Source organism: Corynebacterium sp. c7Ub_26, assembly GCF_053760365.1.
In genome coordinates, this window is sequence record NZ_JBSNBL010000001.1 from 243,358 (window position 1) to 264,359 (window position 21,002).

21 protein-coding genes and 2 tRNA genes are annotated in these 21,002 nt (G+C 56.2%); 14 read left to right on the forward strand and 9 right to left on the reverse strand.

Annotation, left to right across the window (positions count from 1 at the left end; all coding sequences use genetic code 11):
* Nucleotides 1–89: 89 nt before the first annotated feature.
* Nucleotides 90–578 (reverse strand): ferritin, encoded by a 489-nt coding sequence (locus ACWORE_RS01060; protein WP_455302137.1) that lies wholly within the window; start codon nucleotides 576–578, stop codon nucleotides 90–92.
* 408 nt (nucleotides 579–986) lie between these two features.
* Between ACWORE_RS01060 and nrdF the strand changes: the two genes are divergently transcribed.
* The 4 genes from nrdF to ACWORE_RS01080 all read left to right on the forward strand — a co-directional run bounded on the left by nrdF (nucleotide 987) and on the right by ACWORE_RS01080 (nucleotide 6,329).
* Entirely contained in the window at nucleotides 987–1,997 is a 1,011-nt protein-coding gene (nrdF, locus tag ACWORE_RS01065; protein ID WP_046202600.1) for a class 1b ribonucleoside-diphosphate reductase subunit beta, read from the forward strand.
* A 353-nt stretch (nucleotides 1,998–2,350) separates the two neighbouring features.
* Nucleotides 2,351–4,048, forward strand: coding sequence for an aa3-type cytochrome oxidase subunit I (gene ctaD / locus ACWORE_RS01070; RefSeq protein WP_296136231.1), 1,698 nt, complete (start codon nucleotides 2,351–2,353; stop codon nucleotides 4,046–4,048).
* A gap of 192 nt (nucleotides 4,049–4,240) precedes the next feature.
* The gene (gene serB / locus ACWORE_RS01075) at nucleotides 4,241–5,527 is read left to right on the forward strand and encodes a phosphoserine phosphatase SerB (RefSeq protein WP_455302140.1); all 1,287 of its coding nucleotides are present in this window, start codon (nucleotides 4,241–4,243) and stop codon (nucleotides 5,525–5,527) included.
* The gene (locus ACWORE_RS01080; protein ID WP_406604859.1) at nucleotides 5,520–6,329 is read left to right on the forward strand and encodes an aminoacyl-tRNA hydrolase; all 810 of its coding nucleotides are present in this window, start codon (nucleotides 5,520–5,522) and stop codon (nucleotides 6,327–6,329) included. The genes serB and ACWORE_RS01080 overlap by 8 nt, the downstream gene beginning before the upstream one ends.
* Here the strand turns inward: ACWORE_RS01080 and ACWORE_RS01085 are convergent.
* Nucleotides 6,319–8,325: an ATP-dependent DNA helicase gene (locus ACWORE_RS01085; RefSeq protein WP_455302142.1), complete on the reverse strand. Its 2,007-nt coding sequence runs from the start codon at nucleotides 8,323–8,325 to the stop codon at nucleotides 6,319–6,321. The genes ACWORE_RS01080 and ACWORE_RS01085 overlap by 11 nt on opposite strands.
* A gap of 18 nt (nucleotides 8,326–8,343) precedes the next feature.
* Nucleotides 8,344–9,672, reverse strand: a complete 1,329-nt coding sequence (locus ACWORE_RS01090) for a nicotinate phosphoribosyltransferase (protein WP_455302144.1) — start codon at nucleotides 9,670–9,672, stop codon at nucleotides 8,344–8,346.
* Nucleotides 9,673–9,806: 134 nt separating this feature from the next.
* Here ACWORE_RS01090 and clpS point away from each other — a divergent pair, with 134 nt between their 5' ends.
* The 6 genes from clpS to ACWORE_RS01120 all read left to right on the forward strand — a co-directional run bounded on the left by clpS (nucleotide 9,807) and on the right by ACWORE_RS01120 (nucleotide 14,134).
* Nucleotides 9,807–10,106 (forward strand): ATP-dependent Clp protease adapter ClpS, encoded by a 300-nt coding sequence (gene clpS, locus ACWORE_RS01095; protein WP_041629461.1) that lies wholly within the window; start codon nucleotides 9,807–9,809, stop codon nucleotides 10,104–10,106.
* Nucleotides 10,107–10,180: 74 nt separating this feature from the next.
* Nucleotides 10,181–10,738 carry a DUF2017 domain-containing protein gene (locus ACWORE_RS01100; protein WP_455302145.1) on the forward strand — a complete coding sequence of 186 codons (558 nt, stop codon included), beginning with the start codon at nucleotides 10,181–10,183 and terminating at the stop codon, nucleotides 10,736–10,738.
* Nucleotides 10,735–11,601, forward strand: a complete 867-nt coding sequence (gene murI, locus ACWORE_RS01105; RefSeq protein ID WP_455302147.1) for a glutamate racemase — start codon at nucleotides 10,735–10,737, stop codon at nucleotides 11,599–11,601. The genes ACWORE_RS01100 and murI overlap by 4 nt, the downstream gene beginning before the upstream one ends.
* 108 nt (nucleotides 11,602–11,709) lie before the next feature.
* The gene (locus ACWORE_RS01110; RefSeq protein ID WP_455302148.1) at nucleotides 11,710–12,480 is read left to right on the forward strand and encodes an MBL fold metallo-hydrolase; all 771 of its coding nucleotides are present in this window, start codon (nucleotides 11,710–11,712) and stop codon (nucleotides 12,478–12,480) included.
* Nucleotides 12,481–12,514: 34 nt separating this feature from the next.
* A complete protein-coding gene (gene rph, locus ACWORE_RS01115; RefSeq protein WP_455302149.1) occupies nucleotides 12,515–13,279 on the forward strand; it encodes a ribonuclease PH in 765 nt (254 codons plus the stop codon).
* A 24-nt stretch (nucleotides 13,280–13,303) separates the two neighbouring features.
* The gene (locus tag ACWORE_RS01120) at nucleotides 13,304–14,134 is read left to right on the forward strand and encodes a non-canonical purine NTP pyrophosphatase (RefSeq protein ID WP_455302151.1); all 831 of its coding nucleotides are present in this window, start codon (nucleotides 13,304–13,306) and stop codon (nucleotides 14,132–14,134) included.
* Nucleotides 14,135–14,146: 12 nt separating this feature from the next.
* Here the strand turns inward: ACWORE_RS01120 and ACWORE_RS01125 are convergent, their stop codons facing one another.
* Nucleotides 14,147–14,482 carry a DUF3817 domain-containing protein gene (locus tag ACWORE_RS01125; RefSeq protein ID WP_221927001.1) on the reverse strand — a complete coding sequence of 112 codons (336 nt, stop codon included), beginning with the start codon at nucleotides 14,480–14,482 and terminating at the stop codon, nucleotides 14,147–14,149.
* 153 nt (nucleotides 14,483–14,635) lie between these two features.
* Nucleotides 14,636–15,133, reverse strand: a complete 498-nt coding sequence (locus tag ACWORE_RS01130) for a hypothetical protein (protein WP_455302152.1) — start codon at nucleotides 15,131–15,133, stop codon at nucleotides 14,636–14,638.
* Nucleotides 15,134–15,326: 193 nt separating this feature from the next.
* Here ACWORE_RS01130 and ACWORE_RS01135 point away from each other — a divergent pair.
* Nucleotides 15,327–15,408: transfer RNA gene (locus ACWORE_RS01135), tRNA-Leu, on the forward strand.
* Nucleotides 15,409–15,498: 90 nt separating this feature from the next.
* Here ACWORE_RS01135 and ACWORE_RS01140 read toward each other — a convergent pair.
* On the reverse strand, nucleotides 15,499–16,662 hold the full coding sequence (locus ACWORE_RS01140) for a DUF4272 domain-containing protein (protein WP_455302154.1): 1,164 nt from the start codon (nucleotides 16,660–16,662) through the stop codon (nucleotides 15,499–15,501).
* Between the two features lie 126 nt (nucleotides 16,663–16,788).
* Here ACWORE_RS01140 and ACWORE_RS01145 point away from each other — a divergent pair, with 126 nt between their 5' ends.
* Entirely contained in the window at nucleotides 16,789–17,667 is an 879-nt protein-coding gene (locus tag ACWORE_RS01145) for a glutamine amidotransferase (protein WP_455302155.1), read from the forward strand.
* A 48-nt stretch (nucleotides 17,668–17,715) separates the two neighbouring features.
* Here the strand turns inward: ACWORE_RS01145 and bcp are convergent, their stop codons facing one another.
* Nucleotides 17,716–18,243 (reverse strand): thioredoxin-dependent thiol peroxidase, encoded by a 528-nt coding sequence (bcp, locus tag ACWORE_RS01150; RefSeq protein WP_406604851.1) that lies wholly within the window; start codon nucleotides 18,241–18,243, stop codon nucleotides 17,716–17,718.
* A 287-nt stretch (nucleotides 18,244–18,530) separates the two neighbouring features.
* Between bcp and ACWORE_RS01155 the strand changes: the two genes are divergently transcribed.
* On the forward strand, nucleotides 18,531–18,815 hold the full coding sequence (locus ACWORE_RS01155) for a DUF3618 domain-containing protein (protein ID WP_296136207.1): 285 nt from the start codon (nucleotides 18,531–18,533) through the stop codon (nucleotides 18,813–18,815).
* Nucleotides 18,816–18,963: 148 nt separating this feature from the next.
* On the opposite strand, the gene ACWORE_RS01160 is transcribed toward ACWORE_RS01155, so the two are convergent.
* Both ACWORE_RS01160 and orn read right to left on the reverse strand, forming a co-directional pair.
* Nucleotides 18,964–19,039: transfer RNA gene (locus ACWORE_RS01160), tRNA-His, on the reverse strand.
* A 92-nt stretch (nucleotides 19,040–19,131) separates the two neighbouring features.
* Nucleotides 19,132–19,800, reverse strand: coding sequence for an oligoribonuclease (orn, locus tag ACWORE_RS01165; RefSeq protein WP_406604849.1), 669 nt, complete (start codon nucleotides 19,798–19,800; stop codon nucleotides 19,132–19,134).
* Between the two features lie 147 nt (nucleotides 19,801–19,947).
* Between orn and ACWORE_RS01170 the strand changes: the two genes are divergently transcribed.
* Nucleotides 19,948–20,874: an HAD hydrolase family protein gene (locus ACWORE_RS01170; protein WP_296136202.1), complete on the forward strand. Its 927-nt coding sequence runs from the start codon at nucleotides 19,948–19,950 to the stop codon at nucleotides 20,872–20,874.
* The last annotated feature ends 128 nt before the right edge of the window (nucleotides 20,875–21,002 follow it).

The window sequence follows — 21,002 nt, forward strand, 5'->3', positions numbered from 1 at the left end:
AAATAAAAATAGGCCCCATATCGTGATGATATGAGGCCGTTGGTTACCTAACTGGCCGGCGCAGGCCAACTAGTTTTTCCTGGTTAGTTTTAGCGCTGACCAAGCTCAGCATCGAGGCGGAGAATGCCTGCACCGTCGTCGCCAACAAGCTCAAGGCGATCGAGAATCTCGTTAACCGTGTCTTCTTCTTCGATCTGTTCGGTCAAGAAGCGGTCGATTAACTGGCGGGAATCAAGGTCTCCTTCAGCATCTGCAGTCTTGGCAAGATCGCGAATCAGGCCCGATCCCTTCTTCTCGTGTTCGAGAGCCGCCTGGAATGCGTCCTTCGCCGACTGAATGTTGAGCTCAGGAACGGAAAGGGTGGAGATGGTCACCTGACCACCGCGAGCCAAGATGTGGTCGCTGAAAGCGTGAGCATGCTCGAATTCCTCATCGACTTGTTCGCGCATCCAGTCCCGCATGCCTACCAAGCTAAGGCGATCAAGCTCCAGCCCAAGTTGCTTGTAAACGAGTGCCGCCTGGAGTTCGGCGTTGAATTGGTCATTGAATGCTTTCTGCATTGTGTCACTGATAGCCATGCCCCGATTATATAAAACTTTTTTGTTTTGGCCAATTATTTTTGAAAAAATTTTAGGACTGAATTTTTTAGTTTAAGCAAAAAACAACCGGAATGCGGGTTTTAGGGTTTGCTACCATCCGATTTATTGTCCACGATATTTCACTACCCTCTCTCTAGATTCACAATTTTAGAATTAAACCTACGTCTATTTTTTTAAGGAAGTGGTCGTTGTCCTATGAATCTAAAATTCGCGGCTTTGACCAAAGAAGGTCGAACAATTTTTCCGCGCAAAACTGGCACTAACGCTAAAGATTTGATTCGAGTAGTGAGAGGGGAGCCTATGTCGTTGGGTAAGGGCTAGACTTGGCCGGTAGGGGACTGACGGATATTGGCAGTTGATATTTACAGTGTTGAAAGGGGCACTTTTATGAAGAAGACCAACGCAATCACACCGGTCCGATGGGGGACAAACGCGAACAACCACGATCGCCCCATCGCCGCCATCGATTGGAACACCATTCCCGATGACAAAGACCAAGAGGTGTGGGATAGGCTCACAGGGAACTTCTGGCTACCAGAGAAAGTTCCGCTCTCTAACGACATCAAGAGCTGGGGCACCCTCAACGAGCTAGAACAGCGCACCACGATGCGCGTATTCACCGGCCTCACCATGCTGGACACGATCCAGGGCACCGTCGGCGCGGTTTCTCTCATTCCCGACGCCCTAACGCCGCATGAAGAAGCTGTCTATACCAATATTGCGTTCATGGAGTCGGTCCACGCCCGCTCCTACTCGTCGATCTTCATGACATTGTCGTCGACACCGGAAATCAACGACGCCTTCCGGTGGTCCGAGGAGAACGAGAACCTCCAAGACAAAGCCCGGATCGTTCTCGACTACTACGAGGGCGACAACCCCTTCAAGCGGAAGGTGGCGTCGACACTTCTTGAGTCCTTCCTCTTCTACTCGGGCTTCTACTTGCCGATGTACTGGTCCAGCCACGGCAAGCTCACCAACACTGCCGACGTCATTCGCTTGATTATTCGCGACGAAGCAGTCCACGGCTACTACATCGGTTATAAGTACCAGCGCGGCCAGGAGGCTCTGACGCAGTCCGAGCGCGATGGGCTGAAGGAGTACACCTTCGACCTTCTCTACGAGCTCTATGACAACGAAACGCAGTACACCGAAGACCTCTATGACGAGCTGGGGTGGACGGAGGACGTCAAGCGTTTCTTGCGCTACAACGCCAATAAGGCCTTAAACAATCTGGGGTACGAAGCGTTGTTCCCTGCCGACGAAACCCGCGTCAGCCCGGCGATCATTTCGTCTCTGAATCCCGGGGCTGACGAGAACCACGACTTTTTCTCGGGATCGGGCTCGTCCTATGTAATAGGTAAGGCGGAATCGACAACCGACGAAGACTGGGATTTCTAAGGTAGCGCCAAAGTCACCACTAAAAACCGGTTTTTAGTCGCCGTGGACGACAGGTTTCTTCCCCCTACTGTGTGGAAAATGGGCTAAAGGGCTGGCCTTTATGTGGTACGCAGCGTTACTATATTGAACATCGTTGGTGTACTTCAGATTATTGTCCGCCAATCTTCAGAGAACTCTCAGGCGCACTCGGCGAGCTGTTGGACATCGCAACAGCGTGTTCGACGTTGTTTGCGCTGGTGACAGCGATCTGAGTGATTAGGGTGGGGCATAGTTGACGCACGCCGGCAATGACAATGACGAGGAATCTGCTTCACGTGAAGGCAAGAAGCAGCTTCCGAATTCAGGAGGAAAGTATGACTGCTGTAGCGCCTAAGGTTGACCAACCGGTCGCCCCTGCTAGGCCAAAGCCGTCAGGGACCACCCCGAAGGGGGGATTTGCCTGGCGTATGCTGACCACGACGGATCATAAGCAGCTCGGAATGATGTACATCATCACTTCGTTCTTGTTCTTCTTCCTTGGTGGTCTCATGGCCCTTTTGATTCGTGCTGAGCTTTTCAGCCCGGGTCTCCAGTTCTTGTCTAATGAACAATTCAACCAGCTGTTCACCATGCATGGCACCGTTATGTTGTTGCTATACGGCACGCCTGTGGTGTGGGGCTTCGCAAACTACATCATGCCGTTACAAATCGGCGCGCCCGATGTGGCTTTCCCTAGGCTGAATGCACTGGGCTTTTGGTTAACAGTCGGTGGTGGCGTGCTGATGTTGTCGGGCTTCTTTACGCCTGGTGGAGCCGCTGACTTCGGCTGGACCATCTATTCTCCTTTGTCTGACTCCCTCCACTCGCCGGGTATCGGTTCTGACATGTGGATCGTCGGCGTTGGTGCTGGTGGTGTCGGAACTATCGCGTCGGCGATTAACATGATCACCACGATTGTGTGCCTGCGCGCGCCGGGTATGACGATGTTCCGGCTGCCAATCTTCAGCTGGAATGTCTTGGTTACCTCGATCATCGTTCTGTTGATCTTCCCAATGCTGACTGCAGCTGCCCTTGGCGTGCTGTACGACCGCAAATTGGGTGGCCACATTTATGACCCCGCTAATGGTGGCGCAATTTTGTGGCAGCACCTGTTCTGGTTCTTCGGTCACCCTGAGGTTTACGTCTTGGCCCTACCGTTCTTCGGTATCGTCTCTGAGATCGTTCCGGTCTTCTCCCGTAAGCCGATGTTCGGTTACGCCGGCCTGGTTTTCGCAACCCTGTCTATCGCTGCGTTGTCGGTTGCTGTGTGGGCTCACCACATGTTCGTGACCGGCGCTATCCTGCTTCCTTTCTTCTCATTCATGACGTACCTGATCTCGGTGCCTACCGGTGTGAAGTTCTTCAACTGGGTAGGAACGATGTGGCGCGGTCATATCACCTTTGAGACCCCGATGCTCTGGACCATGGGCTTCCTGGTGACATTCCTCTTCGGTGGCTTGACCGGCATCATGCTGGCTTCACCGCCGCTGGACTTCCACGTGTCGGATACCTACTTCGTGGTCGCCCACTTCCACTACACCCTGTTCGGTACCATCGTGTTCGCCTCCTGTGCAGGCGTCTACTACTGGTTCCCGAAGATGACGGGACGTATGTTGGACGAGCGTCTGGGCAAGATTCACTTCTGGTTAACAGTCATCGGATTCAACGGAACGTTCTTGGTCCAGCACTGGCTGGGTGACGAAGGTATGCCACGTCGTTACGCTGACTACCTCCCGACCGACGGATTCACCGGTCTGAACCAGTTCTCCACGATCTTCTCCTTCATCCTCGGTATCGGCTTCCTGCCGTTCATTTGGAACGTGTTCAAGTCGTTCCGCTACGGCGAGATCGTTACCGTTGACGATCCTTGGGGTTACGGAAACTCCCTCGAGTGGGCAACATCCTGCCCGCCCCCGACCCACAACTTCACCTCGCTGCCTCGTATCCGTTCCGAGCGCCCAGCCTTCGAGCTTCACCATCCTCAGATGGTTGAAAAGATGCGAGCTGAAGCCCACATCGGTCGGCAGATTTAATGAGAGTGGTTGTGTGTTTGCTCGCTCAATGCGAGAAACAAAGTATCCAGACCTCCTGAATAAATGAGACGGCCCCCGTCCACATGGGTGGGGGCCGTTTCTGCTATCACCACGCCACGCAGGCACGATTACAAGGCCTGCTTAAACCGCTCGCCTCGCCCCATCCACGCCTAGGAGCAACTGAAGTACACCATGGCCCCCACGCTATCCATTAACCTCATAGATGGCTTTCGCCCCGCCGTCGTTATCGCCTCCGGTCCCGACCGCCCGGGTGTCAGTGCTGCACTGTTCCGTGTTCTCGCCGCACATGGCAGTCAATTACTCGACATCGAACAGTCCATCTTCCGTGGGCACTTGTCTCTGGCCGCGCTCGTCGGATGTCCACCTCACAAAATCGGTCGCCTGCGTGACGATCTCGTCGCAACGCTAGCCACCTACGACTGCACCGTCGAGATCGAATTTGATGACCAGGCTGTACCGTCACGCCCATATTCCAGCCACGCCGTCGTCGTGTTAGGTAATCCAGTTACTGCGGAACATATTTCCCAGATTGGGCAAGTTCTGGCTGATTACGGAACAAATATTGATACCTACCGGGGCATTTCTGATTATCCGGTCACCGGTGTGGAGCTTAAGGTTTCGGTGCGGGATCCCCGGCCCGGCGGCAGTATTGCGCTACGCAAAGCACTCGCTGAGCTCAGCACGCGGATCGGTGTCGACATTGCTATTGAGCGCGCGGGCTTGGCTCGGCGCTCCAAGCGTCTCATCTGCTTCGATTGCGATTCGACGTTGATCCGGGGCGAAGTCATCGAGATGCTGGCAGCCCACGCCGGCAGAGAACAAGAAGTAGCAGAAGTGACAGCCCGGGCGATGCGCGGGGAAATCGACTTCGAAGAATCGCTGCGGGAGCGCGTCGCAACGTTGCGCGGTTTAGACAGCACGGTTATCGAGGACGTCGCGAAAAACATTGTCCTCACGCCCGGGGCGCGAACGACGATCCGGACACTCAAGCGAATGGGATACCGCACCGCGGTTGTCTCAGGAGGGTTTATCCAGGTTATCCAGCCGTTGATTGATGACCTCGATATCGATTTCGTCCGGGCCAATACATTAGAAATTGTCGACGGCAAGCTAACCGGCAGAGTTGTCGGCGATATTGTGGGGCGGGAAGCGAAAGCGCGATACCTCAAGGAATTCGCCACAACGTCGGGACTGGCGATGTATCAGACCGTTGCGGTGGGGGATGGCGCGAATGATATCGACATGTTGTCCGCGGCGGGGCTCGGTATCGCCTTTAACGCTAAGAAAGCGTTGCAAGAGGTAGCTGACGCGTCCGTGAACTTCCCGTTCCTCGACGAGGTGTTGAGCATTTTGGGAATCGACCGCGACGACGTTGATGCCGCTTCCGATGCCAAAGAAACCGCCGACGAAGGAACTGGCGATGAAGACGCGACTTCCCAGGAAGCAACTCATGACTGATGACGATGGACGCACGGAAGGCAGCGCGATATCTGGCATCAGAGACGCACATTCGCTGTTAGCGTCGGTTCTCGGTGATGGCGTCAACCAGCCCGATGGGGAAGACCCTCGTGATCCCAGCACTGTTCAAGCGATGCCGATCGTGCTAAACATGCCGAAATCATCGCCGCCCCGTCGCCGGGAACTGTTGGAAGCCGCGGCGTTAGCGTCGGCACTCGTGTGCCTCGACCCTCATGCCGGGTGTGACGGGGCATGGCGAGAATCGCTATCTCGGTGGTATGGAGCACGAATCCGAAAAATTGCGCGACGTGCTCGGACGTCGGGGCAGTGGTCGAAAGTGCAGAGCATTCTGGGCGTGACGGTCACGATTGGGGAGTCGTCTGCGCGTGCTTTTCTTCCAGGTCCGGTCCGCGATGTTGATCCGAGAATTGGAAAACTGCAGATTTCCGGTACCGATCTCCCGCGCGAGGACGAAGAGCAGACTGAGCGCATAGGTGGTAGCGATCCCGTGTGCCCAACCATCGCATTAAACGAGGACTTGGAGATGTCGGTCGGAAAAGCTGCAGCTCAAGTGGGGCACGCAGCGATGTTATGGGCTGCTCACGCGTCATTTCCGACCGTTGAACGGTGGCTCCATGAACCGCGGTTCACCATCGTCGAGGTGCCGAGTAGCGAGCTGGAGGCCGCTGCCCGTCGCTATGGGGCTGGCCACTACGTCGAGGTTGTTGATGCTGGTTTCACCGAAGTAGCTCCAGGTAGCAGAACTGCGGTCGCATTTGATCCTGATGTGGCTATTTCTTGACTAGCCGCTTGAGCGCATCCCGTGTTTGTTCTAATGAGGTCGTGCGCCACAAGTCTGGCATGGACGCTGCGATAAACGAACCATAGCGTTTCGTTGCGAGCCTCGGGTCCAGAACAGCGACGACACCACGATCATTCACAGATCGCAACAGCCGTCCGGATCCCTGCGCCATTAGAAGTGCTGCGTGCGCTGCCGAGACTTCCATGAAACCATTGCGTCCGGCCGCGTTGGCCACGTCGGAACGAGCTTTTAACAGTGGATCGTCGGGACGGGGAAACGGAAGCCGGTCGATAATAACCAAAGATAACGATGGCCCGGGGACATCGACGCCCTGCCATAACGACAACGTGCCAAAGAGCACCGAGTTCTCATTGTTGGAAAATGACGTGACCAGCGCGCCTATCGAGTCCTCGCCTTGGCAATAAATGTCGAACGGCAGAACCTCCCGCATCGCGTGTGCGGCAGCATCGGCGGCGCGCCGAGACGAAAACAAGCCCAGCGTTCTACCGCCAGCAGCGGTAATGAGAGTGCGCATTTCCTCAACAGCCTGCTGTGACATGCCGTCCCGGCCGGGAGGTGGCAAGTGGTCCGCGACGTAAAGGATCCCCGAGCGTCGTGCATCAAAAGGCGTCCCCACGTCAAGCGTCGTGTACGTGTTTTTGCGCAAACCCCACTGCGCCGCCATGGCATCGAACTTCCCACCCAGGGCCAGCGTCGCCGAGGTCAGAATCACTGTATTGGTGTCGAAGAGATTCTTGCTCAATAGCGGTGCGACCGAGAGTGGCGCCACCATCACTCTGCCGTTCTCCCCATTCTCTTTCCACACCACATCGTCCGGTTCCAGGGAAGTACTGCGACCCTGCTGCTCGAGTTGATTGCCATACGAAAGAATTCGCGCGCAGGTGTGCAGCAGCTCATCCAGAGCCGAAAGCACCGCCTGCCGCTCCGCCGCCTTCTCCGGATCATTCGACAACGAATCGGCGGACACACTATGCACCGCCGTAAACGCGGTATTGAGATGTTTGCGCAAATCCTCCACATTGCCGGCAGCGCCATCCGGAAATGGCTTCCACCGCCCATCATCTACCACAGCGTCGATGTACGACTGCCAATCATCAATGCTATTCATCAGCGACGCCGACGCCTCGTCATCAAACTTGGCGACGCGACGCGCCGTCGCCCTCATACCCGGCGCTGCAAGCTCCTGCGTTGCGACCGACGTGATACGCCCGTCCAGCTCATGCGCTTCGTCGACAATAACGATGTCGTGCTCGGGCAGGATGTTTCCCTCAGACAATGCATCGATGGCCAGCAAAGCGTGGTTCGTGACGATGACGTGCGCATCACGCGTTTTATCGCGCGCACGCTCCGCGAAACAATCCTCGCCATGCGGGCACCGCGACGCGCCGATGCACTCATTCGCGGTCACACTGACTTGCTTCCACGCCAGATCGGAGACACTGCTCTCTAAGCTGTCGCGGTCGCCGTCGTCGGTATCGGACGCCCACTCGTGCAGTTCCTTGACCTGCTGTCCGACGCGCGAAATCTGACTGGGGTCGATCAGCGGGCTCTCGCTGTCGTCCTCAACACCGAGCTTGTTCAGGCACAGATAATTAGACCGTCCCTTGAGGATCGCGAAATTGATCTTGCCCAACGTGGGTTTCAATGCCTCCGCGATGCAGGGAAGGTCCCGGGAAATCAGCTGACGTTGCAGCGCAATCGTCGCTGTCGACACGACGATCGTGGTATCCGTTTCGACGGCATGCGCGATCGCCGGAATAAGGTAAGCCATCGACTTCCCAGTTCCGGTACCAGCTTGCACCGCCAGATGCTTCTCCATCCTGATCGCTTTTTGGATGGAGGAGGTCATCCGCGATTGGCCATCGCGCCGGGCACCTCCCATCGCGGTGACGACGGTGTCGAGTAGGCGCTCAGCGTCGTACTTTTCATTATCATTGCTTGGCTGAGCATCTGTTTGACGAGTCTTCGAACCCATATGTTTCCGGTGGGCCGCCTAGAACCCGACGAACCGGGTGGAAATAGCCGGCTCATCGGCGGACAGGGCAAGGCCTTCCCACGGCAACGTGATGAGCGCTTGAGAAAGGTACTCGCGGCACGCCTCGAGGGAGGGGAGATTGCCTGTTATTTCTCCGTCGCGCATCAGGGCCACAGTCAACGGGCGTGCATGCAGTCCGTTGTAGAGCTTCGGTGCCTCGTCGTCGAAGTGCGTGATAACTTCCTCAACCGTGGTTCCAGATTCCCGGGCGGCGCGGTAGGCACGCTTGGTGCCGCCGTGCGAGATCTTGTGGCTTGAGCGTTTCGCCACGGGCAGTCCGTCGACCTCAACGAGCTTGTACACCATTTCGGCGGTGGGGTGCCCAGAACCGGTTACCACAGACGTGCCGACGCCGTACGCGTCGACGGGCTCGGAACGCAGCGCAGCAATTGCGAATTCGTCGAGGTCGGAGGACACGACAATCTTCGTGTTCGTCGCTCCTAAGGAATCCAACTGATCGCGGACCTGACGTGCTAAAACGCCCAGCTCGCCAGAGTCGATCCTAATGCCTCCCAGGTCAGTGCCGGCGACATCGATGGCGGTGCGCACTCCGGCGGCGATGTCGTACGTGTCGACAAGAAGCGTCGTTCCTATGCCGAGGGTGTCGATCTGCGTGTGGAATGCCTCGTCCTCATGGGCACCGTCCTTGGTGGTGTGTGCCAAAGTCCATGCATGTGCTGCCGTTCCCGCTGAGGGGATGTTGTAGCGGTAGGCGGCCTCCAAGTTGCTGGTGGATGAGAAGCCTGCGAGGTAGGCGGCGCGGGTGGCGGTGACCGCGGCATATTCGTGGGTGCGTCGGGATCCCATCTCCATGATGGGCCGCCCCTCAGCGGCGGTAACCATTCGTGCTGCTGCCGTTGCGACGGCGGAATCGGCGTTCATGATGGACAGAATGACTGTTTCCAGCACCACGCACTCAGCGAATGTTCCGCGGACCGTCAAAATGGGAGAGTACGGGAAGTAGAGTTCGCCTTCGGAGTATCCGTCGATATGGCCTGAGAAACGGTAATTGCGCAGGTACTCAATTGTTTCGTCGCTGAGGAAGTCGAGGTATTCGAGTTGTTCGTCGGTAAAGACAAAATCGCGAACAGTGCGTAAAACTCGGTCAGTACCTGCAACAACTCCGTACCGACGCTGCCCGGGGAGCCGTCGGGCGAAAACTTCGAAACTCACTTGTCGATCCGCTGTCCCATCTTTAATGGCTGCGTCGAGCATCGTGAGTTCATACTTGTCAGTGAGCAGTGCGCTGGAGCGTCGAGTGGTGTCCTGGGGGTGGGAAGCGTTCATGGCGATCATGATAGTGGGTGCCGGGGACAAACGTATATGAATGGACAACCCGCCCACCTGGTCGCCGTGTGAGGCGTCGGCACGGTCCGCTGGGTTCCTGTGAGTCGGCATGGTTTCTGGCTAAAGTGGACACCATGAGTCCTGCCGCAGCTCCCTTAGCTACCCCCGAAACAGACACACAAACGATGACGGAACCTGATCTCCCATGGCTGTGCATCGTGTGGGATGACCCCGTCAATCTGATGAGTTACGTCACCTATGTGTTTGAAACTGTGCTGGGCTACGGGCGTGCTCGGGCGACGGAGCTGATGATGAAGGTGCATACGGAGGGCAAGGCGGTCGTGTCGTCGGGGGAACGCGATAAGGTAGAAGTCGATGTCAAAAAGCTGCAGACTGCGGGTTTATGGGCCACCATGCAGCGTTCTGAGGGCTAAAGCTAGGGCGGTAAGCTGCTTGTAGTTGTACTCGCTTCGTATGACGTACCGACGAATCACGTGAGGGATAAGCTGTGGAGCCGTGGAAAACCCGTAAAGGGTTGCTGAAGAAGAGGACAATAAACACGACCTTTGAGCCCATGGAGCGGGAACTTCTGGGCGACGCGGCGGCAGACTTGTGCAATGCATTAATTGAACGCCAGCGGAGCGCCCCCAAGGATGTGTTCGAGGAGATGACGGGGATCAGTTCGGGCCACTCCGAAAAACCGGAGGATCCGGGGTTGGCGCGCTTGCTTCCCGACTTTGAAACGTCGGAGGCTGAAGAGTTTGAGGGCGACAATGGGATGCTCCGTCAGCTTCACGAACCGGATATTATTTCCCAGAAGCTCACGAATCTTCGTTATATTGTCGACGCTTTAGGCCCCGATGGTTCGGTGAATGTGTCGTTGACCTATGACGACGTTCCACGCTGGTTAGCCGGGCTGAACGACATCCGCATCTATAAGGCCGCAGCCTTTATTGACGACGAGGGGCATTTGCCTGAAGCTGGCCCCGACGCAGGGTTTGATCGGAATTTCGTCGAATGGCTGGCGGTGTGCCAGGAATCGCTACTTGAAGCGTGGCGCTCATGAAAAATAGCCCCATCGGAGTTTTTGATTCCGGGGTAGGTGGGTTAACTGTTGCCCGGACGATCGTGGACCAAGCCCCAACCGAGTCGATCATGTATGTCGGCGACACCGCGCACGCCCCGTACGGCCCCAAGCCCCGCGAAGATATCATCCGGTATTCGACGGCGATTGCCGACGACCTCGTCGCCCGCGGCGCCAAAATGATCGTAATCGCGTGCAATACGGCCGCGTCAGTGTTCTTGGATAAAGCGCGGGAGCTATACGACGTCCCCGTCGTGGGAGTGATCGAGCCGGCTTCGCGACGCACCGTTGCGGCAACGCGAAATGGCCGCGTCGGGGTGATTGGAACGACGGGAATGATCGCGTCGGGAGCGTACCAGCGATGCATAGCGAATCTGGATCCGAACATCGAGGTCCATGCCGTCGATTGCCCGCAATTCGTGCCCTTCGTCGAGCGTGGCATCACGACGGGCCGGCAGATCATGGGCCTAGCGGCGGCGTACTTGGAGCCGTTACAGGATGTCGGCGTCGACACTGTGGTGCTGGGATGTACTCATTATCCGCTGCTCGCAGGGGTAATTCAGTTGGTGATGGGGGATAATGTGACCCTGGTGAGCAGCTCCGAGGAGGAGGGTAAGGAGGTTCCGCGGGTCCTTTATCAGGAGGATTTGTTTAACGACGCGAACCCTGAAGCAGAGTCGTTGGATGTGGTGGACGCCAACGTCGTGAATGACTATGTCGGCCCTGAACCTGTCCGGACATTCGAGTCGACCGGTGATCCACATCGTTTCGCTAGGCTGGCCAGGCGTTTCTTGGGCCCGTCGATTACCCAAGTGAGCCACGTGGAGGGTCTCACGGATATGTAGAACCGTGATCTTCATCTCACCCAGATGATGGAGTGATGATCGAGACAAAAGCGCGCAAAATTGCAGCTTTAATCGCCATGATGTGCGCTGGTCTGGCACTATAAACACATGCGGTTGACGATTATCGGTTCTTCAGGAAGCCTCGCTGGTTTGCAGTCTCCGGCATCGAGTTATTTATTGACGCCGGAAGATGGGTCGGATCCTGTCATCATGGATCTGGGGCCCGGGGCGATGAGGGTTCTCCCGCAGGTCACCGACCCTGGTCGAGCGCATATCGTCTTTACCCACTTGCACGCTGACCACTGCCTTGACTTTCCGTCGCTGCTGGTATGGCGTCGGTTCCATCCCCAATTAGCAGCAAAATCCAAACATACCTTCGTCGGCCCGGATTTTTCTGCTGAGCATTTGGGGCTAGCCAGTGCCGACGCGCCAGGCGACGTGGACGATTTCTCCGATAGCTTCGTCATCCATAGTTGGCGCGAGGGTGTTGTTCAGTCGGTGGGGGCTTTTGATTTCACACCGGTGCGCGTCATTCATCCGACGGAGACGTACGCGCTCCGGGCAGTCGAGCGGGAAACCGGCCACACCTTGGTGTTCTCTGCGGACACCGCCTACTGCGACCAGCTGGTCGACTTGGCCAAGGGGGCGCACACGCTCTTGTGTGAGGCGTCGTGGGGAGTGTCGTCGGAGAATGCTGCACCTGACATGCATATGAGTGGCCCGGAGGCGGCCAAGACAGCAACGCGAGCTGGTGTGGAGCGGTTGATTTTGACTCACATCCCGCCGTGGATTGATGCGCTGGCCACTGTTGGTGCTGCTCAGGATCATTTTTCGGGTGAAATCGATGTAGCCACTCCGAAGAAGACGTACGAGTTTTAGCGGTCGTGTCCGGGGGACCGGTAGGGTGGGGAGCATGAGTGATTTTGTACGCGCTGATGGCCGTGCCCTTGATGAAATGCGCCCTGTCCGTATTGTTCGTGGTTTTACGACGAATCCCGCTGGGTCTGTCTTAGTGGAATTCGGGAACACACGTGTGATGTGTACCGCCTCGGTGGAGGACCGTGTGCCTCGCTTTAAAAAGGACAGCGGTGAAGGCTGGTTGACGGCCGAGTATTCGATGCTTCCCTCGGCGACGGCGGAGCGGATGCCGCGCGAGTCAATGCGGGGGAAAGTCAAGGGGCGGACACATGAGATTTCCCGTTTGGTGGGGCGCTCGCTTCGGGCTGCGATCGACTTGAAAGCGCTGGGGGAGAACACCATCGCTTTGGACTGTGACGTCCTTCAGGCGGATGGTGGTACGCGTACTGCCTCTATTACCGGCGCCTATGTTGCTCTCGCCGATGCGTTGACGTACCTGGAAGCGGAGGGGCTGGTGTCTAAGAATGCCCTGCTTCCGCCTGTTGCTGCGGTGTCCGTCGGTCTTATCGACGGGCATGTGTGCCTGGACCTGCCGTATGAAGAGGATTCTCGCGCGGAGGTCGATATGAACGTCGTGATGACGGAATCGGGCGAGTTCGTGGAAATCCAGGGCACGGGTGAACACAGCACATTTTCCCGTGACCATTTGATGCAGTTTATGGATGCGGCAGAAAAGGGATGCTCGGAGCTGATTCGTGCTCAGAAGGAAGCTCTGTCGAAGCCGTATCCGAAGCCTTTACCGAACCAGAAGAACGCTTAACGAAGAACGCGTAACAGAGGATGGGTGCTTGCTAAAGGACGAGGAGGAAATGTGCAGGTCCTTGTTGCCAGTCGGAATGCTAAGAAACTGGGAGAGCTCCAAAGAGTTCTGGATACACGGCATGTTGCTGGGATTGAGTTGCTCAGCTTGAAAGATGTTGTCGAGTATCCCGAGGCCCCAGAGACCGGCCGGACGTTCGGTGATAATGCTCTGCTGAAGGCTAGGGAAGCTGCCAAGCACACTAATTTGGTGTCGATTGCCGACGATTCTGGCTTGAGTATCGACGAGCTCAATGGCATGCCGGGGGTGCTCTCAGCTCGGTGGTCAGGTAAGCATGGCGATGATGATGCCAACACGAACCTGGTTTTGGGGCAGATGAATGATGTCCCCGATGAACGACGTGGGGCTGCGTTCGTTTCGGTATGCGCCCTAGTTATTCCGGAAAGCCTGATGGCTCGGGCGAAGGCGGCAGGCCTCACAGTTCCTTCGCTACAAAAGTTCAGTGAGGGCGTTTCTCTTTCGGCTCCGGCGGAACCTGGAGAGTTTGTGGTTCGTGGCCAGTGGCGGGGACGTATTATTCGCGAGCCTCGGGGCACTAATGGCTTCGGCTACGATCCGATTTTTGTTCCCGAGGAGGAAGACACCCGCGCCCAGATTCAACATTCCCCGAGGGATGCGGGTGACGGGGATGGCGAAGGTGTTAATCAGTCGGATCACTCGGTGAAGGGCCGACGGCCTCGCATTGCGCCGCGGACTTCTGCCGAACTATCCGCTGAAGAGAAGGATGCTCAATCGCACCGAGGGCGGGCTTTGGCCCAGTTGGTGCCGATTTTGCGATCGATAGGCGATATGTAGGCGCTGGCGGCGCTACGAGAGGTTGAATGTCTTCTGGACTTCGTGCCGACGACGTGCCTCCACCACGAAGGAGAGGAACGGGATGGTTCCCGCTAGGCATGTGGTGAGCCATTTGATGGGCTTCCACCGTGCTTTGGTTCCGAGGTCGAGCGTCATGATGAGGTAGACCATGAAGAAGAAGCCGTGTGCCATGCCGATATACATGAACCAGTCAGGTGGATTATCAAGAATCAGGTGGTCGAAGACCATTTCCACGCAGAGAAGAAGTAGCCACACACCTGTGACATAGGCGGCCACTGAGTAGCGCTTAAGTGCGGAAGCCACCCGCGCTTGCCGAGCGGGATTGATCCGCGGCGTGTCGCGTCGTCGTTGATTGGTTGCGCGATTCGCGTCGGATGATTGTGCATCGGCTAGGCGTGCGTCGTTATTGGGCGCACCAGTCGACTGTGCGTCATTCACAGGGGAGTTGTTAGTCATAGTGGAATTCCTGCGTACCTACGTTTAATGAGTTTTTCTGGGGTTCTCCGGGGTTTGCTCAGGCTGGGGGCGAGACCGCTGAGGTAAGAAATCCTCAGGTATCTCCCGCACAGGAGCATCGTCCTCGCGGGAGGCTGTGTTTTCCGCGCCTTTTCGCGATGATCCCTTACGGCGAGAACGTGAGGTTTCACGCCTCGCGCCGGGTTCGGCATTACCTTCCGCGAGTTCCCGTTCGTACTGGAGGTACTTACGATACGCGATAATGAAAAAGGCCCCAATCGCCGGCCATTGCAAAACATAGCCAAGATTTTGAGCGGTACCCGAGTCCGACGTGTACCGGTCCCATTGCCAGTGGGCTAGGAATAAGGTTGCGGCCACTGCTGCGATGAGAAAAATGATTTGAACAATGCGAACCCGAATGGACGGCATCGTGTGCTGGGGCGGCACCTCTTGCTGTCCTCCGTCGGCGCTGGTCAGGGATTCGTCCCCGTGCACGCGGTCGGCTTTGTCCTCTGTACTCACGTGGCACAGTCTACCCGTTGCTGTGCCAGGGTGTGAGTGGTGTTTGTGCTGGAGGTTTTCATTGGCTGGTGCTGTCAGCTAGTATTACGTCGCGCATGTTCGGGTCGTGCAGTCGGCTCGTATCTCCGAATTCACAAACAGCTGGTGCGCCGTGTGGTGCTGTGGTTGATTGGTTCGGATGTTCATGTGTTTTGCGCTTGTGGCGGAATTGGCAGACGCGCTGGATTTAGGTTCCAGTGTCTTTTGACGTGGGGGTTCAAGTCCCCCCAAGCGCACGAAACCCCTCCCTGTTTGCGCGGGTGAGGGGTAATTTTTAACGTTTCAGAACGGACTGTACCGGGTCGAAGTTCTCACGACCGCAACCGCTACACCGATACGTCGGTGGTGTCCCACTCCAAGGTGTGTCCGTCGAGCAGCCAGTTAAGGGCCCATAGACGCTCAATGCCGCTGTTAGGGTCAAAGTTCGTGCCCCTGACCATTCCGCGTCGCGCAGCTGCCATGAGGCTTCGGTACGTCTGCTGTGCGTCGAGCAGTTCGTCGATATCGCGGACGGTGGGGGTCTCATCCATGTCCAAGGCGGTGGGGAACGCTGCTGCACCGTCGGTTGGTTCCCCGGTGAAAGCCGAGGGCAGTTCATACCTGCCGAGCGCCCAGGTCAGGGCCCCGACGGCCTCGCTTCGCCAGGACAGCTTTTCTGCTAGCCCCGGATCTGCGGTCTCGAAGAGCTTCTTCTCTTCTTTAGTCCGTGCTGCAAACCCTTCGGGGGACGTTTCCTCCATGAGCGCGGGGTCAATCGGATCGCCGCGGAGAACAGAATCCGCGTAATCCGCGACCATGCACAGGGCTATAGCGCGCAGTTGAATATCTTCCGCCGGTTTAATAGCGAGCTCTTCCGGCGCGCGCACAGGCGTGAAAGTATCGGGAATATCGACGCCGATATTGTCGCGAATCTGCTGTTGGATTGTTGTGAACCGCTCCTGAGCAGAATCAATGATGGGCGGGTGGCCTAGAGTCGTGACGCTAGGCGTGGGAAGCAACGGCTGCCCGGCGGGATCAATAAACATCCCGTCTTCCATGAGGAGCACGGCGTTGTTTTGTGCTGACCACTGCAAAAGCTGACGATATGTAGACGGATCGGATGCATTGGCTTCGAAACTGTAATGCCATTGCGTTGATCGTAAGTGTTCCAGAAGATCTAAAGCTTCCTGAGGGAATTGCCCACTTCCCGCACTGACATTAAAGCGAGAAAAAATGTATTCATAAAGCTCGTGAATGTGAGCACTAAAAGTGTTTAGCGCTTCATAATCGAGAGTGCTCGACTGCTTTTGATTCTCTGTGGCTTCGCTCGAATTCTGCCCCTCTGATGTGGCCGAGGGGGATTCGACGTTGTCCGAGTTTTCGAAGCCAGCCGGATAGTCAGATGAAGAATTAGTGGGATTGATATGGGGCAAACCCTGGCTTTGTACAGGGCTAGATGCCACCCGTGGCTCACTGTATTCCGTGAGAGTGGAGTAGGCATTAATTTCCATTATCTTAATCTCCGATTCGCGTTCTTCATCTATTAAGTGGATCCGTCTCGTGTACATATGTCACGCTGAGCATTCCAGCCACGCTAAGCACTCCAGAGTAGAGCGTTTGGCGGTTAGAATAAGCACATGAATACGGCCTCCGCCCAGAACTCTCATTTACAGCCCGGCAAATGTACCAGCGCCGATCCTCAGAAAGATCCGTTACAGGGTCATAAAATACATAAAGGTTCGGAACAATTACAGTCAGGTCACGATAACCCCAGTTATGGTGCATCACCTCGTGAGGTTCTCGTTCTGCGACATTTAGCTTTCGAGGACCTGGGAACTTGGGAACAAGCCCTCTCTCAGCTGGGATTTCGTGTTGCTTATATCGACATGGGCGTCGATCTTCTTGAAGAAAACCGGGTCATGAATGCAGCTTTGCTGATTGTCCTCGGTGGCCCCATCGGTGTTCACGATAAAGAGCTGTACCCATTTCTTGCCGACGAAGAAAGCACGATCAAGCGACGGATGTCGCAGAAGGCACCGATCATCGGAATCTGCCTGGGCGCTCAACTAATGGCGCTAGCTGCGGGAGGCGAAGTGAAACCCGCGGGGAGTGGATTAGGCGGTTCACCGGGCGCAATGGAGATCAGGTTTTCGCCTCTCAACGTCACCGAGGAAGGCGCTCAGTCGCCCATGAAAACGCTTGCGGGCGTCGACGTCCTCCACTGGCACGGCGATTGCTTTTCGACGCCCCCGGGCGCAGTGAACCTCGCCAATACGCCTGGATATCCCAATCAGGCCTTCGCCATTGGCACCTGGGCGCTGGGGCTCCAATTCCACCCGGAATTCGACTCGTCTTCCGTCGAAAAGTGGTTGATCGGGCACACAAGCGACTTGCGCGCCCATGGTGTTGACATTGTGTCTCTACGGAATGACGCGGCTGGCAAAGGACCAGCCTTGAGGAGCGCGTCGACGGTAATGGTGACGGAATGGCTCCGCCGCGCCGGGCTCGTGGAGTAGTCGGGTTAGCGAAATAAAAGCACTCGTGAGGTCGGGGACCGCCACGAACTATTTATCGTTTAGGCCAAGATCCTTCAGAATTCGGACAACATGGCCGGTAGCTCGGACGTTGTACTTGGCCAACTCGATGGTCTGATCCTCACCAACGACGAAGGTGGAGCGGATGACACCGTGGATAAGTTTGCCGTAATTCTTCTTCGCTCCAAAAGCGCCCCATGCTTTCATAACTTCTTTGTCAGGATCCGATAGCAAGGGGAAAGAAAGCTCGTACTTCTCCTTGAATTTCGTGAGCTTCTCGGGGGAATCGGGGGAAATACCGACGACGTCAATTCCCGCGTCGGCAAGCACAGATAGATTGTCGCGGAAATCGCATGCTTCCTTAGTGCATCCGGGTGTGTTCGCGCGGGGATAGAAGTAGACCAGCACTTTCTTGCCCGAATAATCCGACAGCGACACGTGTGTTTGCGCGTCTGAGGTCAACGAAAACTGCGGGGCAGGATCGCCTTTTTCTAGCCGACGTGGGGTCGACGAGTTTTGCTCGGCCGATGGCTGTGTATGTGACTCTGAACCACTCATAGCTTTTGAGGGTACCCGGGAGTGAATTCTCGGTGGTCGGTCCATCTCATGGGAGAGGGCGTGCATCGCGACCAGATGCAGCATGGAGGCTTTCCCGGAGGGACTTTGTCTTGGTCTTGACGGTCGAACAAGCAGTTTTCTGTTTTGCGAAATTTTGGTATCGCCGCACCCTGGTTAGTCGTGCATTGTGGTTGTCCATTACCGTAGAGTAAGAGCAGAAAAGTGCTATTTCGTGGGCCATGTAATGCCCGTGGGACTAGCATCCGTGACCGGATTAAGGAGACCCTGTGGCTCGCAGCATCGATGCAATCCAGAGTGATCTTGAACGTACTCGTAACCAATTAGCCAGCACCCTCGATGAGCTCGCAGACCGGGCTAACCCGAATGCGATTGCCGACGATGCTAAAGAGAAGGCAACGTCGCTTATTCAGGACCCGAAGGTTCAGAAGGTTCTCATCGGTATCGGCGTCGCCGTGGCTGGTGTGGTTCTGCTGACAATGCGGAGCAAGAGGAAGCAATCCAAGGAGATTAAGGAAATCCAGAAGCTCCTGTCGGCTCATAGGAACAATTAGCCCTTTTAGCAGATTCACACTAACCGCACTTCTTTGTGGAGTGCGGTTTTGTTATGAGGGCTGCGAGACTCTTATTTGAGAGCGGCGGATTCTAGTGGCCTCGGAATGACGAAGGCCCCTCTAACACCGAAGTGCCGGAGGGGCTAGTTGGGGTGACTGACGGGGCTCGAACCCGCGACACCCAGGATCACAACCTGGTGCTCTACCAGCTGAACTACAGTCACCATTGCTGCGACAATGTTCTCACAAGAACGCTGCGCAGCGCTGTAAATACTAGAACAGATGGTGGGCAGTTCCCAAATCACGTCGTGAACTGCTAAATCGGGTACCGTCGAGAGGCCTCATCTGCGGCTGATGTGATTCGCTCGTCGGCTCCCTGACCGTCTGTGATGAAGACAGCTCGGCGGTAGTAGTCCAGCTCTCTGATCGACTCTTTGATGTCGGCTAATGCTCTGTGGGCTAGTCCCTTCTTGGGCTGGTTCTGATAGACCTTGGGGTACCAACGGTGGGCGAGTTCTTTAATGGAGCTGACGTCGATCATGCGGTAGTGCAAAAACTCGTCCAGCTTCGGCATGTAAGCCGCAATGAACTTCCGGTCACTAGCGATGGAATTACCTGCTAGCGGTGCAGTCCGCGGCGCGTTGACCCACTTCTTGACGTAATCGAGAACCGCATTCTCTGCCTCACCCACGGACACAGTGGACTTGCGGATTTCATCAGTGAGGCCGTTCTTAGTGTGCATCTGGGTAACAAAATCGTCCATCTTCGCCAGCTCGTCATCAGTGGCGTGAATGACGATATCTAGGCCCTCGTCAAGGATATTGAGGTTCGCGTCGGTAACGATGGCGGCGATTTCGACGAGAACGTGTGTGCTGGGATCGAGGCCCGTCATCTCGCAGTCGATCCACACAATGCGGTCCAGCTTCGAGTCCTCAGGTTTGCGTGCTGCCGCGTCGGTGGTATTTGATTCGTTGGATTCTGTCATTATTGCTGCTCTCCTACGTGTACTGCTCGTCGTTAGTTGATGTGGTTTCTTCCCGGCTGTCAGTGTAGTTCGCCCCAGTGACAAAGTCCGCCCGATGATGTGGGCCACGGTGACACCGCGACATAGCCTTTCCGTAAGCTGTGGATTATGCAGCATCGCGGAATTATGTGGAGAGATATAGATCCCCGTGAGCTCGATATTCGCCTCGTTGTGTGCGATATGGATGGCACCCTGTTGGATGGTGATTCGCAACTTCCCGACGGATTTTGGGAGATTTATAGGCTGTTAACCGAGCGCAATGTCACGTTTGTGCCAGCTAGTGGGCGTCAATTAGCGACGTTAACCAAGATGTTTCAGCCGGCCGATAGTGGTGCGACAGGCGTTGACGACGTGGAAGAAGTCGAAGGGGCTCGCGAAGAGGTTTCTCTGCCGCAGACGAACGACTTTATCGCCGAGAACGGTAACCTCGTTATCCACTCGGGTGAGAGAGTGTGGCAGAGCGTCATTCCAGAATCGATTGCCCACGAAGTTATCCATGCTGTCCGCCGGGGAGTGGATGACGGGCGAAACCTGGGTCTGGTCATGTGCGCTGCAGACGGTGCGTATGTCGACAGGGACGACGACGCTTTCCTGGCCGAAGCGCGTAAGTACTATGCGTCGTTAGACGTCGTCCCCGATGTTGCCGATGTTGAGGATGATTTCCTCAAATTCGCTATTTATGATTTCGACGATGCCGAGTCCGCGGTGGGAAGCATCTTTGGGTCGCTCGATGAACGTTATCGACCGGTGGTGTCTGGGCAGCATTGGATCGACGTTATGGATAGCAGCGTGAATAAGGGGGCGGCGCTGCGTCGGTTACAAGAGGCTCTGGGGGTGACTCGCGAGCAGACCACAGTGTTTGGTGATTATCTCAACGACCGCGAAATGATTGCCGAGGGGCAGTACTCGTTCGCGATGGAGAACGCGCATCCCACGATCATGGAGGAAGCTAATTACTGGGCTCCGGCTAATACGGAGGCGGGGGTTGTTCAGGTCCTTCGTCATCTTTTCGACGGCAGCTCTGGGGTGCACTAGTTCGCCCGTGAGTGAATGCGTCTCGTGGGTGGCTGCGCCTTGTGTGAGGGCTGTGGCTGTGCACGGCGCTGTCCGAACGGCGTACGAATGCAATGATGGCCGGCAGCTAGGGGGCGTAGCTGTCGGCC

What these genes read in the sequence shown, in the direction of transcription:
- ACWORE_RS01080 (WP_406604859.1), top strand. Translation starts at nt 5,520, where the DNA reads ATGACTGATGACGATGGACGCACGGAAGGCAGCGCGATATCTGGCATC.
- ACWORE_RS01140 (WP_455302154.1), bottom strand. Translation starts at nt 16,662, where the DNA reads ATGGAAATTAATGCCTACTCCACTCTCACGGAATACAGTGAGCCACGG.
- ACWORE_RS01060 (WP_455302137.1), bottom strand. Translation starts at nt 578, where the DNA reads ATGGCTATCAGTGACACAATGCAGAAAGCATTCAATGACCAATTCAAC.
- rph (WP_455302149.1), top strand. Translation starts at nt 12,515, where the DNA reads ATGAGTGATTTTGTACGCGCTGATGGCCGTGCCCTTGATGAAATGCGC.
- ACWORE_RS01085 (WP_455302142.1), bottom strand. Translation starts at nt 8,325, where the DNA reads ATGGGTTCGAAGACTCGTCAAACAGATGCTCAGCCAAGCAATGATAAT.
- ACWORE_RS01090 (WP_455302144.1), bottom strand. Translation starts at nt 9,672, where the DNA reads ATGAACGCTTCCCACCCCCAGGACACCACTCGACGCTCCAGCGCACTG.
- nrdF (WP_046202600.1), top strand. Translation starts at nt 987, where the DNA reads ATGAAGAAGACCAACGCAATCACACCGGTCCGATGGGGGACAAACGCG.
- clpS (WP_041629461.1), top strand. Translation starts at nt 9,807, where the DNA reads ATGAGTCCTGCCGCAGCTCCCTTAGCTACCCCCGAAACAGACACACAA.
- ACWORE_RS01170 (WP_296136202.1), top strand. Translation starts at nt 19,948, where the DNA reads ATGCAGCATCGCGGAATTATGTGGAGAGATATAGATCCCCGTGAGCTC.
- ctaD (WP_296136231.1), top strand. Translation starts at nt 2,351, where the DNA reads ATGACTGCTGTAGCGCCTAAGGTTGACCAACCGGTCGCCCCTGCTAGG.
- orn (WP_406604849.1), bottom strand. Translation starts at nt 19,800, where the DNA reads ATGACAGAATCCAACGAATCAAATACCACCGACGCGGCAGCACGCAAA.
- ACWORE_RS01110 (WP_455302148.1), top strand. Translation starts at nt 11,710, where the DNA reads ATGCGGTTGACGATTATCGGTTCTTCAGGAAGCCTCGCTGGTTTGCAG.
- murI (WP_455302147.1), top strand. Translation starts at nt 10,735, where the DNA reads ATGAAAAATAGCCCCATCGGAGTTTTTGATTCCGGGGTAGGTGGGTTA.
- ACWORE_RS01145 (WP_455302155.1), top strand. Translation starts at nt 16,789, where the DNA reads ATGAATACGGCCTCCGCCCAGAACTCTCATTTACAGCCCGGCAAATGT.
- serB (WP_455302140.1), top strand. Translation starts at nt 4,241, where the DNA reads ATGGCCCCCACGCTATCCATTAACCTCATAGATGGCTTTCGCCCCGCC.
- bcp (WP_406604851.1), bottom strand. Translation starts at nt 18,243, where the DNA reads ATGAGTGGTTCAGAGTCACATACACAGCCATCGGCCGAGCAAAACTCG.